This is a genomic window from Klebsiella variicola (genome assembly GCF_000828055.2).
Taxonomy (GTDB): Bacteria; Pseudomonadota; Gammaproteobacteria; order Enterobacterales; family Enterobacteriaceae; genus Klebsiella; species Klebsiella variicola.
In genome coordinates this window covers 1,713,885-1,730,267 of the sequence record NZ_CP010523.2, presented here as the reverse complement: position 1 = coordinate 1,730,267, position 16,383 = coordinate 1,713,885, and the positions used below count along the sequence as shown (strand labels likewise).

Sequence of the window (16,383 nt, the reverse complement as noted above, 5' to 3'; positions counted from 1 at the left end):
GCTACTCTTTGCACGTTACACAATTCGGCCAGGTTATTCAAAGAACTGACTGATTTTGGCCTTCAGAATATCAATCGCGATGCGGTTTTTGCCGCCGCGCGGCACGATGATGTCGGCATACTGCTTCGACGGTTCAATAAACTGCAGGAACATCGGGCGCACAGTCTTCTGGTACTGGGCCATCACCGAGTCCATGGAGCGGCCGCGCTCGTTAACGTCGCGCTTAATACGGCGCATCAGGCAAATATCGAGCGGGGTGTCGACGAAAATAGAGAAGTTAAGCTCGTTACGCAGGCGCGCGTCGGTCAGCAGCAGGATCCCTTCAAGAATGATCACCTTCTTCGGCTCGACGTGAATGGTGTTCGGCGTGCGGGTATGCTCGACGTAGCTATAGACCGGCAGTTCAATCGGCTGGCCGCTTTTCAGCATCTGCAGGTGCTGGAACAACAGACTGTGGTCCATTGAGCTCGGGTGGTCATAGTTGGTTTTGACGCGCTCTTCCATCGACAGATGACTTTGATCTTTGTAATAGCTGTCTTCCGGAATGACGCCAATATGTTCGTCGCCAACTTGTTCACGCAATTCGCGATAGAGAGTACTGGCAATAAGACTTTTGCCAGAAGCCGATGCGCCGGCGATACCTACAATGACGCACTGATGGGACATATCAGTCATAAATTTTTGCGACCTGATTAACCTGGATAGAGATGGAGGGTGGCGGCGGACCGCCAAACGCGGCAATTATAGGGATTTCAGCGTCCCGATACCAGTGGTATGCGCCCCGGACGGCTATTCCGCCGCCGGGATCCAGTCATCGGTATACCAGATATGCAACAGCGCATACGATCGCATCGGCTGCCAGCGACGGGCATAGCGAGCGATGGCGGCCGGGGTCATTCCCGGAAAGCGCTGTTTAATCAGGTAATCATCCGGCAAAAAGATATCTTTCGCCTGCCAGCCGCGCAGAGCAAAGTAGTTTGCCGTCCAGCGGCCAATCCCGGGCAGGCTCTGCAGTTGACGCAGCCCAGCGTCGATGTCCGCTGGCGCCGTCAGGGGCAGCTCGCCGCTGAGCGCCGCCCGGGCGAGGTGGATCAGCGCCTCCGCACGCCGAAGCGGCATTCCCAGCGCCTTCAGCGCCTGCGGGTCGGCCCGGGACAGCGCCTCTGGCGTCGGGAATAACACATAGCCGGGCGCCTCCGTCAGCGGTTCGCCCCAGCCAGCCGCCACTTTGGCAGTGAGCCGGGCGGCCATCGCCACGCTCACCAGCTGGCCCAGCACCGCCCGCACCGCCTGTTCGAAGGCATCCAGCGCCCCCGGCAGGCGCAGCCCCGGCCGCGCCTCGGCCAGAGAGCCCAACGCCCCGGCGACCTGCCGCGGGTCGCAGGCTAAATCAAACAGCTGGCCAATTCGCGCATAGCAGATCTCCGCCACCGGTTGCAGCCCCGGGGAGAGGGTCACCCGCAGGCCCTGCGCCTCCTCGTCCGGCGCCAGATGAATCAGCCCGCGATGCCCTTCAACGCCAAAGCTGCGGCTATAGCCTCCTTCATCAAAGCGCTCGACGCCGGCGACGGCACGCGCCTGCAGAAAACCAACCATCCACGCCCAGTCGTAAGGCGGGGTCCAGGGTAACAGCTCCATAAGCTCTCCTTTATATAGCGTTTCAATGATAGTCGCCCTTGACCGTCAGCGCCTTGCTTTTAAATTCCAGTTGTCGGCTTGGCGACGATCCGCTAAAGTCGCCCCCCTTCTTCACCGGCATGGGGATTTTGCAGACGATGTTTATTGGTTTTGACTACGGCACCGCCAACTGTTCGGTGGCCGTGATGCGGGAAAACACCCCTCAGCTGTTGACACTGGAAAACGGCAGCGCGCTGCTGCCCTCGATGCTCTGCGCGCCAACGCGCGAAGCGGTCAGCGAGTGGCTCTATCGCCATCATGACGTCCCCACCCACAGCGATGAAAACCAGGCGCTGCTGCGCCGGGCCATTGCCGCCAACCGCGACGAAGACATCGAGGTGCTGCGCAACAGCGTGCAGTTCGGTCTCGCCTCGCTGCATCAGTATGTTGAAGATCCGGAAGAGGTCTACTTCGTTAAATCGCCAAAATCCTTCCTCGGCGCCAGCGGGCTGAAGCCGCAGCAGGTGGCCCTGTTTGAAGACCTGGTCTGCGCCATGATGCTGCACATCAAACTGCAGGCCGAAAGCCAGCTGCCCGAGCAGATCGACCAGGCGGTGATTGGCCGACCGATTAACTTCCAGGGCCTCGGCGGCGACGACGCGAACGCCCAGGCGCAGGGGATCCTTGAGCGGGCGGCTCTCCGCGCCGGTTTCCGCGATGTGGTCTTCCAGTTTGAACCGGTTGCCGCCGGGCTCGATTTCGAAGCCACCCTCAATGAAGAAAAGCGGGTACTGGTCGTCGATATCGGCGGTGGGACCACCGACTGTTCCTTGCTATTGATGGGCCCGCAGTGGCGGGAGCGCGCCGACCGCCAGCAGAGCCTGCTCGGCCACAGCGGCTGCCGCATCGGCGGCAACGACCTCGACATTGCCCTGGCCTTCAAATGCCTGATGCCCCTCCTCGGTATGGGCGGCGAAACGGAGAAAGGCACTGCGCTGCCGATCCTCCCGTGGTGGAACGCGGTGGCCATCAACGACGTGCCGGCGCAGAGCGATTTCTACAGCACCGCCAACGGCCGTCTGCTTAACGATCTGCTGCGCAGCGCCCGGGATGCCGACAAGGTGGCTCTGCTGCTGAAGGTCTGGCGCCAGCGTCTCAGCTATCGTCTGGTGCGCAGCGCCGAAGAGAGCAAAATCGCCCTCTCCAGCGCCGCCAGCGTCGAAACCGCGCTGCCGTTTATTCAGGACGAGCTGGCCACCGCCATCGCCCAGCAGGGTCTGGAAGCGGCGCTGGATCAACCGTTGACCCGCATTATGGAACAGGTGCAGCTCGCGCTCGACAGCAGCCAGACCACCCCGGACGTGATCTATCTTACCGGCGGCAGCGCCCGCTCGCCGCTGATCAAAAAGGCGCTGGCCGCCCAGCTGCCGGGTATTCCGCTGGCCGGTGGCGATGATTTTGGCTCGGTAACCGCCGGGCTGGCCCGCTGGGCGCAGGTGGTTTTCCGCTAACCCCAGCCCGTTGCCGCCGCGCAGCAGGTCTGTCCTGATCGTGGCGCTGCAGATTACGCTGGAATATTCCTGGTCTCCCACGCAAAATGGCCTGTTCGTCCGGACAGGCCTGTCCACTCTTCCCCATTTCAGGGGGCGTATTATCCATACCGTAGCCAGATGTCTGCGGTCTGTATCGTTGGCATGCCGCAAGGGGGCGTGATTGAAAAGGGTGTCTGCGATCTTCGCAGCGGTCCGGCGTTGCCGGCCGCAGTTCCTGGCAGGCTGGCTGCTCAGCTGTGGATTATTCTTGCTGCTGGTCGCCCCACAGGCGCAGGCGGCGACGGGCCAGGTGGGCATTGATATTCCGGTCCAGTGGTACGCGGACGCCAGCGGCCAGATGACCATCGATCGCTTCGCCGCCCTGCCCACAGACCAGCTCGCCACCACCCGGCAGATCCCCTCCTTTGGTTATTCGCGAAAAACCTGGTGGCTGCGCAGCGAGCTGCCGGGAACGTGGTTTGCCGGGGAGCCGCGCTGGCTGCAGCTGGGCCCCTCTTTTGTCGACCATCTGACCATTTACTACCGACCTCTGGGCAGCGATGCCCCCTGGGAACAGCGCACCTTTGGCGACCGCGACGTCGCCCGCGAGAGCGACCTGCACTACCGGGAAAGCGTGCTGATTATCCCCCCGCCGCCAACCGCCGCTGGCTATGAGGTGGTCTTTCGCCTGCACAGCACCAGCACCCTGATCCTGCTGGCCTCGCTCTCTTCGCCGCAGGAATTTGTGCAGCGGGCGACCGCCGACACCGCTTTCTGGAGCTTCTACTTCGGCCTGGCCGCCGTCGCCAGCGGCGTGGCGCTGTGGCTGGCGCTAGCCCTGCGCCGGCGTCTGCTGTGGGGCATCTGTCTTTTCTCGCTCAATTATCCGCTGGTGGCCGCCCTGCACGGCTTCCCGGAGTGGTTTTTCGGCCACGCGGCGCTGCCGTTCCAGGACTTTATGATCAGCAGCCTCTCCCTGTTCAGCTATGCCACCGCCCTCTGGCTGCACAGCGAGATTTTTGATTTGAAGAAGAATATGCCGCGGCTTCATCAGCTACTGATCGCCGCGGTGGTGCTCAACCTGGTGCTGCAGTGCAGCATTCCACTGGGGTTTTACGGCTTCGCGATGCAGATTGAAGGGGTGATCTTCATCATTATCACCCCGGTGCTGCTGTTCACCTCCTGGTGGCTGTGGCGCAAAAAAGCCATCGACCGTAACACTCTGCTGCTGGGTCTGCTGCCGCCGTTCTACGTCGCCGCCGCGGTGCTGGTGCAGTTGTCGATCCACGGGATAATCCCGTTCCATATGGCGATCTATTCCCTCTGGCAGTATGCGCTGATCGTCCACATCATTACGGTGCTGATCATTGCCATCCTGCGGGTGCGCGCTGAAAACCGCCAGCTGGAGCAGAAGCAGCGCCTGGCGCGTGAGCTGCAGATTGAGCGTGAAGCCAGCTTCCATCAGCGACAGTTTATGGGCATGGTAGCGCACGAATTCCGCACGCCGCTGGCGGTGATCCAGGCGGCGCTGGAAAATCTCCGCCTCTCGGCCGCCTCGGCCAGCCAGGAGGCGCGCTTCGATCGCATCGGGCGCGCCGCCACCCGTCTGGTGCAGCTCACCGATAACTGCCTCGCCGACGCCCGGCTCGCCTCACACGACCTGCACGTCGATCGCCAGCAGATCGCCCTGCTGTCGGTGATCAACATGGCCGCCTCGGTGGTGGCCATCTCCCACGACCATTACCTGAACATCCGCCATCACGGCGCGGTGGAAAGCCCGCAACTGCAGGCCGATGCCGGCCTGCTGTGCATCGCCATCGCCAATCTGCTGGATAACGCGGTGAAGTATTCGCCCCCCGGTGAAATCGCCATCGATATCCGCTCCGAAGCCGGGCATACCGAGCTGCGCATTCGCGACCACGGCCCGGGCCTGCCCGACGGGCAAGCGGAACTGATCTTTGAGCGCTACCGCCGCGGCGAGCACACGTCGCCGGTGCCGGGCGGCACCGGTCTCGGACTGTATGTTGCGCGTCAGATCGTGCAGGCTCATGATGGCAAACTGTGGCTGGCCGAGCATGGCCCGGACGGCTGCACCTTTATTCTCACCCTCCCGACAGTTGCTTAAGAGGAGAACGACGTATGGCTTTACGGCTGGCGATAATTGAAGATAACGCCGATCTGCTGGATGAACTGCTGGCCTGGCTGGGCTATCGCGGCTTCGAGGTGTGGGGCTCGCGCAGCGCCGAAGCCTTCTGGCGACAACTGCATAGCCATCCGGTGGACATCGTGCTGATTGATATCGGCCTGCCCGGGGAAGATGGCTTCAGCGTGCTGAGCTACCTGCATGAGCTGGGGCATTACGGTCTGGTGGTGGTCAGCGCCCGCGGCCAGCAGCAGGATAAACTGCAGGCGCTCAGCCTTGGGGCCGATGCTTACCTGATTAAGCCGGTTAACTTCGCCCACCTTGCGGAGACCCTCACCGCCCTTGGCGCCCGCCTGCAGCAGGATCGACCCGCCGCCCTTCCATCGGAGGCGCCCGGCACCGCGTCATCCGCCGCCACCGGACTGTGGCGTCTGCATGAGGATAAACTGATTTCTCCCGATGCCCGGACGCTGGAGTTAACCCAGCAGGAGTACCGTCTGGTGGAGCTGTTAATGCGCAATCGCAACGAGGTGTGCAGCAAGCTGGATCTCCATGCCTGCCTGTTTTCCCACGACAGCGAGCCTGACCTGCACCGCATCGACGTGGTGATTAGCCGCCTGCGCCATAAGGCGCGCCAGCAAGGGATCCACCTGCCCGTACGAGCGATCTTTGGCAAAGGACTGGCGTTTATTTCCTGATCGAAAGCGCGATCTGGCCGCTGCGCGGGGTGTGAATAACTCGCAAGTGTTAATTTTTCTCATTTTCTGAGAGAAATGAGAGGAATGAGACTGACGACGTGCTTAAGAACTTTCTTATAGTGCTAGCACATCAGGATGATGTCGTATGATTTTCAGTGGACAGGAAAACATATAACAAAACGTAATAGCCGTTCGCGGTAAATTCTGACACCATGCAGCACAAACAAGGTAAAAACGATGGCCATGCAAACGTGGTTAATATTATTGCTATGCATATTTTTCTTCAGCATCTCTGTATACAGTTTTATTTCCTATCTAAAAGACAGGAGACGGCAGAAGTTTACGTTTAACGATAAGCGTTCGACGCGTCGTAAATAATTCACTTTATAATAATTAAAAACGATTACAGGTACGTTTATAAAATCAACACACCGCATACGCCCGGAGGATTTGTCACAGCATGGCGTTATGTTTTGCATAAGGAAATAACGCCATGAGAAACATTAATGTCACCATCAATACCCGCAACACCTTTGTACGTGAATCGCTGGTGGCCATGGTTAATGATCTCTCCCGGGACGATATGCGGGCCCGTTTCTCCTGGCGCAATAACGACCTGTCAGACGAAGATATTATTATATGCGAAGTGATCCCTGGTGAAATCTATCTGTGCAATACCCTGATTAAAAACAGAAAAAAAGGCAGCTCCCTGATTATCCTCCACAGCTACGACCAGCTACCGGAAGACGATTTCATGATTAATTGCCTGAAAGGAGTCATTTTTGTCTCGCTGAAAACGGCCAGTATTCCACAACTGCTGGCGATCATTAAAAGCGAACTACAGCATTGTATGGACCCGTCGGCCACTGACGCCACGAGCCGGGAACTGAGCTGCGCCAGCTGCCCGCATCGTGTCCTGTCGCGGTCGCAGACCGCTGTGGTGCACGGTATTCTTGAAGGGCTGGACATGAGTAAAATCGCCGCCCTGCAGCGCGTCAGTCCCCGCACCGCCGCTTACCATAAGAATAAGATTATGGAAAAATACAGCCTGAATAATAATCACGACTTTTTCCAGTTTATGAATCTGTTACGTGAGCGCTGGTAGGCAAATAGCGAACAGAAGAGAATAAGATATTCCCGTAGTGACATTGTCTGGAATCCGAAAATAGCCGCAGGATGCTAAAAAAGCGCCAGCGCTGCCGAACATAACGTTAAACTCTGACGCTTCCTCGGTATAAAGACGTTACCGCGCGTTTTTATATAAGAAAAAAGACTAGTTACGAGGAAAACTGATACTTCGTCACATTACCCCTGACGTGCCTGTCAGGGGTCTTTTTTTCCGTGCGGAATGGCGCCCTCTGTGAAAGGGCGCAGCAGGATCAGGCTTCCGCTTTCTCGGCTTCCCAGTCCGGCTGTGCTTCCTCGTCGGTCAGCAGACCTTCGTTTTTCGACAGCATGGCGGTGGCAATGCCGTTACCCAACACGTTGATGGCGGAGCGCCCCATGTCGAGGAAATGGTCGATACCCATCAGCAGCAGGATCCCGGCAACTGGAATATTGAAGCTGGGGATCGTGGCCGCCAGCACCACCAGCGCCGAGCGCGGCACCCCGGCGATGCCTTTCGAGGCCAGCATCAGGGTCAGCATCATGACCGTAATCTCGCTAAAGCTCAGCGGTACGTTATAGGCCTGAGCGATAAACATCGCGGCGAAGGAGCAGTAGACCATCGAGCCCACGAGGTTGAACGAGTAGCCAATCGGCAGGACGAACGAGACGATATTGCGCGAGCAGCCAAACTTCACCAGCCGCTCAAGGGTCTTCGGATAGGCCGCTTCGGAGCTGCTGGTGGTAAACGCGACCAGCACCGGGTCCTTCAGCATGTTCAGCAGACGGAAGACCTCTTTCTTCAGCACCATATAACCAACGGCAATCAGCACCGCGCTGGTCAACAGCACCGCCAGGTAGTAACCGCCGATGAACGAAGCGTAGTTGAGCAGGATCCCCAGCCCCTGGGAGGCAATCACCGACGAAATGGCGGCGAAGATAGCCAGCGGCGCAACGTACATCACGTAGCCCGTCACCTTCAGCATAATGTGCGACACCACATTGAGAGCCGCCACCAGCGGGGCATTAAACTTCTCGCCCAGCGACGCGCCGGCGATGCCAAAGAACATCGAGAACACCACAATCTGCAGGATCTCGTTGTTGGCCATCGCCTCGGTGATGCTGGTGGGGATGGTGTGCGACAGGAATCCTTTCAGGCTCATGCCGCTGACCGCCAGGCCGGTATCCACCGCCTCTTTCGGCACCGCCAGGTTTAACCCGGCGCCCGGGTGCTGGAAGGTGACGATCACCAGCCCGACGAGAATGGATAATACCGAGGAGGTGATGAACCACACCATCGCCTTCCCGCCTACCCGGCCAATGGTCGCCGTCTCGCCGAGACGCATAATGCCGACCGTCAGGGTGCTGAACACCAACGGCGCGATGACCATTTTGATCAACCGCAGAAACAGATCGGTCAGCAGCGTAATGTTGTCCGCCCAGGCGGAGATGGTGGTCGGCGTCGCGTAGGCATGGATAGCCGCGCCGGAGAGGATCCCCATCAGCATAAAAATGACGATGAAGAGCGTGAGTTTGTTTGCGTTTGCCACAGCAATGACCCCTGATTATTTAACACGTTGATTTTTAAGTGCATATGTTATTATTATGAAAATGCACAGATTTATTCACCGCATAAATCTAATTAAAGCCCTCCCGGATACAACTATTTTTTACTTTTTTAAACTAAAAGTTGATATCACCCCGGAAATCTCCAACGAGACCGCCCGGCGTCGCGGCGGTTATCCAGACATTTCTCAACCTTCTTTTCATAATTCCTCCATTTTTACGGCCCCTTCCCTCACTAAACTAGTATCATTCAGCGAAACGCTTCAGGATGAGACCGTAAACTAATGAAAGGCAGTAACATACGTCGTTGGGGCGCCGCGCTGGCGGTAGTGATTATCGCCGGAGCCGCCTACTGGTTCTGGCACGATCGTGGTACGAGCGGCAGCAGCGCTCCCGCAGCAGGACAAGGCCCGCAGGGGCCGGGCGGCGCGCGTCATGGCCGTTTCGGCGGCGCGCTGGCGCCGGTGCAGGCGGCGACCGCGACCGAGCAAGCGGTGCCGCGCTATCTCACCGGGCTGGGTACCGTGACGGCGGCCAATACCGTGACCGTGCGCAGCCGGGTCGACGGCCAGCTGCTGAGTCTTCACTTCCAGGAGGGACAGCAGGTCAAAGCCGGCGACCTGCTGGCGCAGATCGACCCCAGCCAGTTTAAAGTCGCCCTCGCCCAGGCGCAGGGTCAGCTGGCGAAAGATAACGCCACCCTGGCGAACGCCCGCCGCGATCTCGCCCGTTACCAGCAGCTGGTGAAAACCAACCTCGTCTCCCGCCAGGAGCTCGACACCCAGCAGTCGCTGGTGGTGGAATCCGCTGGCACCGTAAAGGCCGATGAAGCCGCCGTCGCCAGCGCCCAGCTGCAGCTCGACTGGACCCGCATCACCGCGCCGATTGACGGCCGCGTCGGCTTAAAGCAGGTGGATATTGGCAACCAGATCTCCAGCGGAGATACCACCGGGATTGTGGTTCTCACCCAGACGCACCCGATCGATGTGGTCTTCACCCTGCCGGAAAACAGCATCGCCACGGTGGTGCAGGCGCAGAAAGCGGGCAAAGCGCTCAGCGTCGAAGCCTGGGATCGCACCAATAAGCAGAAAATCAGCGTCGGCGAGCTGCTGAGTCTCGACAACCAGATCGATGCCACCACCGGGACCATTAAGCTGAAGGCGCGCTTCAGCAATCTGGATGACGCGCTGTTCCCCAACCAGTTCGTTAACGCCCGCCTGCTGGTGGATACCGAAGAGAACGCGGTGGTGATCCCCGCCGCCGCCCTGCAGATGGGCAACGAAGGGCATTTTGTGTGGGTGCTGAACGATGAGAATAAGGTCAGCAAACACAGCGTGACGCCCGGCATCCAGGACAGCCAGAAAGTGGTCATCAGCGCCGGGCTTTCCGCCGGGGATCGCGTGGTCACCGACGGGATTGACCGCTTGACCGAGGGGGCGAAGGTGGAAGTTGTCACCGCCAGCGGCAGCGAGCAGGTGCAGCCCGCTCCACGCCAGAGCGGTAAACACGGAGCGCGTTCCTGATGCAGGTGTTACCCCCAGGCCGCACCGGCGGCCCGTCCCGGCTGTTTATTATGCGTCCGGTCGCCACCACTCTGCTGATGGTGGCGATCCTGTTAGCCGGGATCATCGGCTACCGCTTCCTGCCGGTCTCCGCCCTGCCGGAGGTCGATTACCCGACCATCCAGGTGGTTACCCTCTATCCGGGCGCCAGCCCGGACGTGGTGACCTCCGCTATCACCGCCCCGCTGGAGCGCCAGTTCGGCCAGATGTCCGGCCTTAAGCAGATGTCGTCGCAAAGCTCTGGCGGCGCCTCGGTCGTCACGCTGCAGTTCCAGCTAACCCTGCCGCTGGACGTCGCCGAGCAGGAAGTGCAGGCGGCCATTAACGCCGCCACCAACCTGCTGCCGAGCGCTCTGCCCAACCCGCCGGTGTACAGCAAGGTGAACCCGGCGGATCCGCCGATCATGACCCTCGCCGTCACCTCCTCCGCGATCCCGATGACCCAGGTAGAGGACATGGTGGAGACGCGGGTGGCGCAGAAGATCTCCCAGGTTTCCGGCGTCGGTCTGGTGACCCTCGCCGGCGGTCAGCGCCCGGCGGTGCGGGTGAAGCTTAACGCCCAGGCCATCGCCGCCCTCGGCCTGACCAGCGAAACCGTGCGTACCGCTATCACCAGCGCCAACGTTAACTCCGCGAAAGGCAGCCTCGACGGCCCGGCCCGCGCGGTGACGCTTTCCGCTAACGATCAGATGCAGTCCGCTGAGGATTACCGCCGGCTGATTATCGCTTATCAGAACGGGGCGCCGATCCGTCTCGGCGATGTCGCCAGCGTCGAACAAGGGGCCGAAAACAGCTGGCTCGGGGCGTGGGCCAACCAGCAGCGGGCCATCGTGATGAACGTTCAGCGTCAGCCGGGGGCCAACATCATCGACACCGCCGACAGCATTCGCCAGATGCTGCCGCAGCTCACCGAGAGCCTGCCGAAATCGGTGAAGGTGCAGGTCCTCTCCGACCGGACCACCAACATTCGCGCCTCGGTGCGCGACACCCAGTTTGAGCTGATGCTGGCCATCGCCCTGGTGGTGATGATCATCTATCTGTTCCTGCGCAATGTCCCGGCGACCATTATTCCCGGCGTCGCGGTGCCGCTGTCGCTGGTGGGCACTTTCGCGGTGATGGTGTTCCTCGACTTCTCGATCAATAACCTGACGCTGATGGCCCTGACCATCGCCACCGGCTTTGTGGTGGATGATGCCATCGTGGTGATCGAGAACATCTCGCGCTATATCGAAAAAGGCGAGAAGCCGCTGGCCGCCGCGCTGAAAGGCGCCGGGGAAATCGGCTTCACCATTATCTCCCTCACCTTCTCGCTGATCGCGGTGCTGATCCCGCTGCTGTTTATGGGCGATATCGTCGGCCGTCTGTTCCGCGAATTCGCCGTCACCCTTGCCGTCGCTATTCTTATCTCGGCGGTGGTCTCCCTGACCCTGACGCCGATGATGTGCGCCCGCATGTTAAGCCACGAATCGCTGCGCAAGCAGAACCGTTTCTCCCGGGCCAGCGAGCGTTTCTTCGAACGGGTGATCGCCGTCTATGGCCGCTGGCTGAGCCGGGTGCTGAACCATCCGTGGCTGACGCTCGGCGTCGCGCTGAGCACCCTGGCGCTGTCGATAATCCTGTGGGTCTTTATCCCGAAAGGCTTCTTCCCGATCCAGGATAACGGCATTATTCAGGGCACCCTCCAGGCGCCGCAGTCGGTCTCTTTCGCCAGCATGGCCGAGCGCCAGCAGCAGGTGGCCAGCATTATCCTTAAGGATCCGGCCGTGGAGAGCCTGACCTCGTTCGTCGGCGTCGACGGCACCAACCCGGCGCTGAACAGCGCCCGTCTGCAGATCAACCTCAAGCCGCTGGATGAACGCGATGACCGCGTCCAGACGGTGATTAGCCGCCTGCAGCAGGCGGTGGACGGCGTCCCGGGCGTGGCGCTCTACCTGCAGCCGACCCAGGATCTGACCATCGACACCACGGTGAGCCGCACCCAGTACCAGTTCACCCTGCAGGCAAACTCCCTCGAGGCGCTGAGTACCTGGGTGCCACCGCTGCTCAGCCGCCTGCAGGCCCAGCCGCAGCTGGCCGACGTCAGCAGCGACTGGCAGGACAAAGGCCTGGCCGCCTATATCAAGGTGGATCGCGACAGCGCCAGCCGCCTCGGCATCTCAATGGCCGATGTCGATAACGCGCTGTACAACGCCTTCGGCCAGCGGCTGATCTCCACCATTTACACTCAGGCGAATCAGTATCGCGTGGTGCTCGAGCAGGATACCGAGGCGACGCCGGGCCTGGCGGCGCTGGATAATATCCGCCTGACCAGCAGCGACGGCGGCATCGTGCCGCTGACCGCCATCGCCACGGTGGAGCAGCGCTTTACCCCGCTGTCGGTGAACCACCTCGATCAGTTCCCGGTGACTACCATCTCGTTTAACGTCCCGGACAACTATTCGCTGGGCGAAGCGGTGGACGCGATCCTCGCCGCCGAACAGTCGCTGGATTTCCCGACCGATATCCGCACCCAGTTCCAGGGTAGCTCGCTGGCCTTCCAGTCGGCGCTCGGCAGCACCGTCTGGCTGGTGGTCGCCGCGGTGGTGGCGATGTATATCGTGCTGGGGGTGCTGTATGAAAGCTTTATCCATCCGATCACGATCCTCTCCACCCTGCCCACCGCCGGGGTCGGGGCGCTGCTGGCGCTGTGGCTGGCGGGCAGCGAGCTGGACGTGATCGCCATCATCGGCATCATTCTGCTGATCGGCATCGTGAAGAAGAACGCCATCATGATGATCGACTTCGCGCTGGCCGCCGAACGCGAACAGGGCATGCCGCCGCGGGAAGCGATCTACCAGGCCTGTCTGCTGCGTTTTCGGCCGATCCTGATGACCACCCTCGCCGCCCTGCTCGGCGCCCTGCCGCTGATGCTGAGCACCGGCGTCGGCGCTGAGCTGCGGCGTCCGCTGGGGATCGGCATGGTCGGCGGTCTGATGCTCAGCCAGGTGCTGACCCTGTTCACCACCCCGGTGATCTATCTGCTGTTCGACCGCCTGTCGCTGCACCTGAAGCGCCGCTTCCCGCGTCAGGAAGAGGAGGCGTAAGTGAAGTTTTTCGCCCTCTTCATTTACCGCCCGGTGGCGACGATCCTCATCTCGCTGGCCATCACCCTATGCGGCATTCTCGGCTTCCGGCTGCTGCCGGTAGCCCCGCTGCCGCAGGTGGACTTCCCGGTGATCATGGTTAGCGCCTCGCTGCCGGGAGCCTCCCCGGAAACCATGGCCTCGTCGGTGGCCACCCCGCTGGAACGCTCCCTGGGACGGATAGCCGGGGTCAATGAGATGACCTCCTCCAGTTCGCTGGGCAGTACGCGCATCATTCTTGAGTTTAACTTCGACCGCGATATCAACGGCGCGGCGCGCGACGTTCAGGCGGCGATCAACGCCGCGCAAAGCCTGCTGCCGAGCGGGATGCCCAGCCGGCCGACCTACCGCAAAGCCAACCCGTCGGATGCGCCGATCATGATCCTGACGCTGACCTCGGACACCTACTCCCAGGGTGAGCTGTATGATTTCGCCTCCACCCAGCTGGCGCAGACCATCGCGCAGATTGACGGCGTGGGTGATGTCGACGTCGGCGGCAGCTCCCTGCCGGCAGTGCGCGTCGACCTCAACCCGCAGGCGCTGTTCAACCAGGGCGTGTCGCTGGACGCGGTGCGCACCGCCATCAGCGACGCTAACGTGCGCAAACCGCAGGGGGCGCTGGAGGACAGCGCGCACCGCTGGCAGGTGCAGACCAACGATGAGCTGAAGACCGCCGCCGACTATCAGCCGCTGATCGTCCACTACCAGAATGGCGCCGCAGTGCGACTGGGGGATGTCGCCACCGTCTCGGATTCGGTGCAGGACGTGCGCAACGCCGGGATGACCAACGCCAAACCGGCGATCCTGCTGATGATCCGCAAACTGCCGGAAGCCAATATTATCCAGACAGTGGACAGCATCCGCGCCCGCCTGCCGGAGCTGCAGCAGACCATTCCGGCGGCTATCGACCTGCAGATCGCCCAGGACCGCTCGCCGACCATCCGTGCTTCGCTGGAGGAGGTGGAGCAGACGCTGGTGATATCGGTGGCGCTGGTGATCCTCGTGGTATTCCTGTTCCTGCGCTCGGGGCGCGCCACGCTGATCCCGGCCGTCGCCGTCCCGGTTTCCTTAATCGGTACCTTCGCCGCGATGTATTTGTGCGGCTTCAGCCTCAATAACCTGTCGCTGATGGCTCTGACCATCGCCACCGGCTTCGTGGTGGATGACGCTATCGTGGTGCTGGAGAATATCTCCCGCCATCTGGAAGCGGGGATGAAACCTCTGCAGGCGGCGCTGCAGGGGAGCCGCGAAGTCGGCTTTACCGTGCTGTCGATGAGCCTGTCGCTGGTGGCGGTGTTTCTGCCGCTGCTGCTGATGGGCGGCCTGCCCGGCCGCCTGCTGCGCGAGTTCGCCGTCACCCTGTCGGTGGCGATCGGCATCTCGCTGGCGGTGTCCCTCACCCTGACGCCGATGATGTGCGGCTGGCTGCTGAAAAGCGGTAAGCCCCACCAGCCGACGCGCAACCGCGGCTTTGGCCGCCTGCTGGTGGCCGTGCAGGGCGGCTATGGGAAATCGTTAAAATGGGTGCTCAGGCACAGCCGGCTGACCGGCCTGGTGGTGCTCGGCACCATCGCCCTCAGCGTCTGGCTCTACATTTCGATCCCGAAAACCTTCTTCCCGGAGCAGGACACCGGGGTGCTGATGGGCGGCATTCAGGCCGACCAGAGCATCTCCTTCCAGGCGATGCGCGGCAAGCTGCAGGACTTTATGAAGATCATTCGCGAAGATCCGGCGGTGGATAACGTCACCGGCTTTACCGGCGGCTCGCGGGTCAACAGCGGGATGATGTTTATCACCCTCAAGGCGCGCGACCAGCGCCACGAGACGGCGCAGCAGGTGATCGACCGGCTGCGCAAAAAGCTGGCCAACGAGCCCGGGGCCAACCTGTTCCTGATGGCGGTGCAGGATATTCGCGTCGGCGGCCGGCAGTCGAACGCCAGCTATCAGTACACCCTGCTGTCCGACGACCTGTCGGCGCTGCGCGAGTGGGAGCCGAAGATCCGCAAAGCGCTGGCGGCGCTGCCTGAGCTGGCGGACGTCAACTCGGATCAGCAGGACAATGGCGCCGAAATGGACCTGGTCTATGACCGGGACACGATGTCGCGCCTCGGCATCAGCGTCCAGGACGCCAACAACCTGCTGAACAACGCCTTCGGCCAGCGGCAAATCTCCACCATCTACCAGCCGCTCAACCAGTACAAGGTGGTGATGGAGGTGGATCCGGCCTATACCCAGGACGTCAGCGCCCTCGACAAGATGTTTGTTATCAATAGCGAGGGCAAGCCGATCCCGCTGGCCTATTTCGCCAAATGGCAACCGGCCAACGCCCCGCTGTCGGTGAACCACCAGGGGCTGTCGGCGGCGTCCACTATCTCCTTTAACCTGCCCACCGGCCGCTCGCTGTCGGAAGCCAGCGACGCAATTAACCGCGCGATGACCCAGCTCGGCGTGCCGTCCACCGTACGCGGCTCCTTTGCCGGTACCGCTCAGGTGTTCCAGCAGACCATGAACGCGCAGGTGATCCTGATCCTCGCGGCTATCGCTACGGTCTATATCGTGCTGGGGATGCTGTATGAGAGCTATGTGCATCCGTTGACCATTCTCTCGACGCTGCCCTCCGCCGGGGTGGGCGCCCTGCTGGCGCTGGAGATATTCGATGCCCCGTTCAGCCTAATCGCCCTTATCGGGATCATGTTATTAATTGGCATCGTGAAGAAAAACGCCATCATGATGGTTGATTTTGCCCTTGAGGCGCAGCGCACCGGCAATCTGGCGCCGGAAGAGGCGATTTTCCAGGCCTGCCTGCTGCGTTTCCGGCCGATTATGATGACCACCCTGGCGGCGCTGTTCGGCGCCCTGCCGCTGGTGCTCTCCGGGGGCGATGGCTCTGAGCTGCGCCAGCCGCTGGGGATCACCATCGTCGGCGGTCTGGTGATGAGCCAGCTGTTAACGCTCTACACCACGCCGGTGGTCTATCTTTTCTTTGACCGTCTGCGGTTGCGTTTTTCGCGTCACTCCTCTCAACCGGTAAGCGAATAA

11 protein-coding genes are annotated in these 16,383 nt (G+C 61.0%); 8 read left to right on the top strand and 3 right to left on the bottom strand.

The window, feature by feature from the left end; all coding sequences use genetic code 11:
- Positions 1–33: 33 nt before the first annotated feature.
- A complete protein-coding gene (gene udk / locus SP68_RS08170) occupies positions 34–675 on the bottom strand; it encodes a uridine kinase (RefSeq protein WP_002912442.1) in 642 nt (213 codons plus the stop codon).
- A gap of 114 nt (positions 676–789) precedes the next feature.
- A complete protein-coding gene (gene alkA / locus SP68_RS08165; protein ID WP_040968726.1) occupies positions 790–1,638 on the bottom strand; it encodes a DNA-3-methyladenine glycosylase 2 in 849 nt (282 codons plus the stop codon).
- Between the two features lie 137 nt (positions 1,639–1,775).
- Here alkA and yegD point away from each other — a divergent pair, with 137 nt between their 5' ends.
- The 5 genes from yegD (at position 1,776) to SP68_RS08145 (ending at position 7,095) form a co-directional block, all read left to right on the top strand.
- Positions 1,776–3,128 carry a molecular chaperone gene (gene yegD, locus SP68_RS08160; RefSeq protein WP_023322982.1) on the top strand — a complete coding sequence of 451 codons (1,353 nt, stop codon included), beginning with the start codon at positions 1,776–1,778 and terminating at the stop codon, positions 3,126–3,128.
- A 289-nt stretch (positions 3,129–3,417) separates the two neighbouring features.
- Complete coding sequence (locus tag SP68_RS08155; protein WP_040975961.1) at positions 3,418–5,274, top strand: sensor histidine kinase; 1,857 nt, start codon at positions 3,418–3,420, stop codon at positions 5,272–5,274.
- A gap of 14 nt (positions 5,275–5,288) precedes the next feature.
- The gene (locus SP68_RS08150; RefSeq protein ID WP_012541069.1) at positions 5,289–5,990 is read left to right on the top strand and encodes a response regulator transcription factor; all 702 of its coding nucleotides are present in this window, start codon (positions 5,289–5,291) and stop codon (positions 5,988–5,990) included.
- Positions 5,991–6,227: 237 nt separating this feature from the next.
- Complete coding sequence (locus tag SP68_RS28970) at positions 6,228–6,368, top strand: small membrane protein (protein ID WP_046621842.1); 141 nt, start codon at positions 6,228–6,230, stop codon at positions 6,366–6,368.
- Between the two features lie 115 nt (positions 6,369–6,483).
- Positions 6,484–7,095 carry a helix-turn-helix transcriptional regulator gene (locus SP68_RS08145; RefSeq protein ID WP_008804083.1) on the top strand — a complete coding sequence of 204 codons (612 nt, stop codon included), beginning with the start codon at positions 6,484–6,486 and terminating at the stop codon, positions 7,093–7,095.
- 274 nt (positions 7,096–7,369) lie between these two features.
- Here the strand turns inward: SP68_RS08145 and SP68_RS08140 are convergent, their stop codons facing one another.
- On the bottom strand, positions 7,370–8,602 hold the full coding sequence (locus tag SP68_RS08140; protein WP_155869522.1) for a dicarboxylate/amino acid:cation symporter: 1,233 nt from the start codon (positions 8,600–8,602) through the stop codon (positions 7,370–7,372).
- A gap of 342 nt (positions 8,603–8,944) precedes the next feature.
- On the opposite strand from SP68_RS08140, the gene SP68_RS08135 reads away from it, so the two are divergent.
- From SP68_RS08135 to mdtC, 3 genes are read left to right on the top strand one after another with little or no spacing between them, the layout of a single operon-like run.
- Positions 8,945–10,183, top strand: coding sequence for an MdtA/MuxA family multidrug efflux RND transporter periplasmic adaptor subunit (locus SP68_RS08135; RefSeq protein WP_040968727.1), 1,239 nt, complete (start codon positions 8,945–8,947; stop codon positions 10,181–10,183).
- Complete coding sequence (locus SP68_RS08130) at positions 10,183–13,305, top strand: MdtB/MuxB family multidrug efflux RND transporter permease subunit (RefSeq protein ID WP_040968728.1); 3,123 nt, start codon at positions 10,183–10,185, stop codon at positions 13,303–13,305. The genes SP68_RS08135 and SP68_RS08130 overlap by 1 nt, the downstream gene beginning before the upstream one ends.
- Complete coding sequence (mdtC, locus tag SP68_RS08125) at positions 13,306–16,383, top strand: multidrug efflux RND transporter permease subunit MdtC (protein ID WP_040968729.1); 3,078 nt, start codon at positions 13,306–13,308, stop codon at positions 16,381–16,383.

What these genes read in the sequence shown, in the direction of transcription:
- udk (WP_002912442.1), bottom strand. Translation starts at nt 675, where the DNA reads ATGACTGATATGTCCCATCAGTGCGTCATTGTAGGTATCGCCGGCGCA.
- alkA (WP_040968726.1), bottom strand. Translation starts at nt 1,638, where the DNA reads ATGGAGCTGTTACCCTGGACCCCGCCTTACGACTGGGCGTGGATGGTT.
- yegD (WP_023322982.1), top strand. Translation starts at nt 1,776, where the DNA reads ATGTTTATTGGTTTTGACTACGGCACCGCCAACTGTTCGGTGGCCGTG.
- SP68_RS08150 (WP_012541069.1), top strand. Translation starts at nt 5,289, where the DNA reads ATGGCTTTACGGCTGGCGATAATTGAAGATAACGCCGATCTGCTGGAT.
- SP68_RS28970 (WP_046621842.1), top strand. Translation starts at nt 6,228, where the DNA reads ATGGCCATGCAAACGTGGTTAATATTATTGCTATGCATATTTTTCTTC.
- SP68_RS08145 (WP_008804083.1), top strand. Translation starts at nt 6,484, where the DNA reads ATGAGAAACATTAATGTCACCATCAATACCCGCAACACCTTTGTACGT.
- SP68_RS08140 (WP_155869522.1), bottom strand. Translation starts at nt 8,602, where the DNA reads ATGCTGATGGGGATCCTCTCCGGCGCGGCTATCCATGCCTACGCGACG.
- SP68_RS08135 (WP_040968727.1), top strand. Translation starts at nt 8,945, where the DNA reads ATGAAAGGCAGTAACATACGTCGTTGGGGCGCCGCGCTGGCGGTAGTG.
- SP68_RS08130 (WP_040968728.1), top strand. Translation starts at nt 10,183, where the DNA reads ATGCAGGTGTTACCCCCAGGCCGCACCGGCGGCCCGTCCCGGCTGTTT.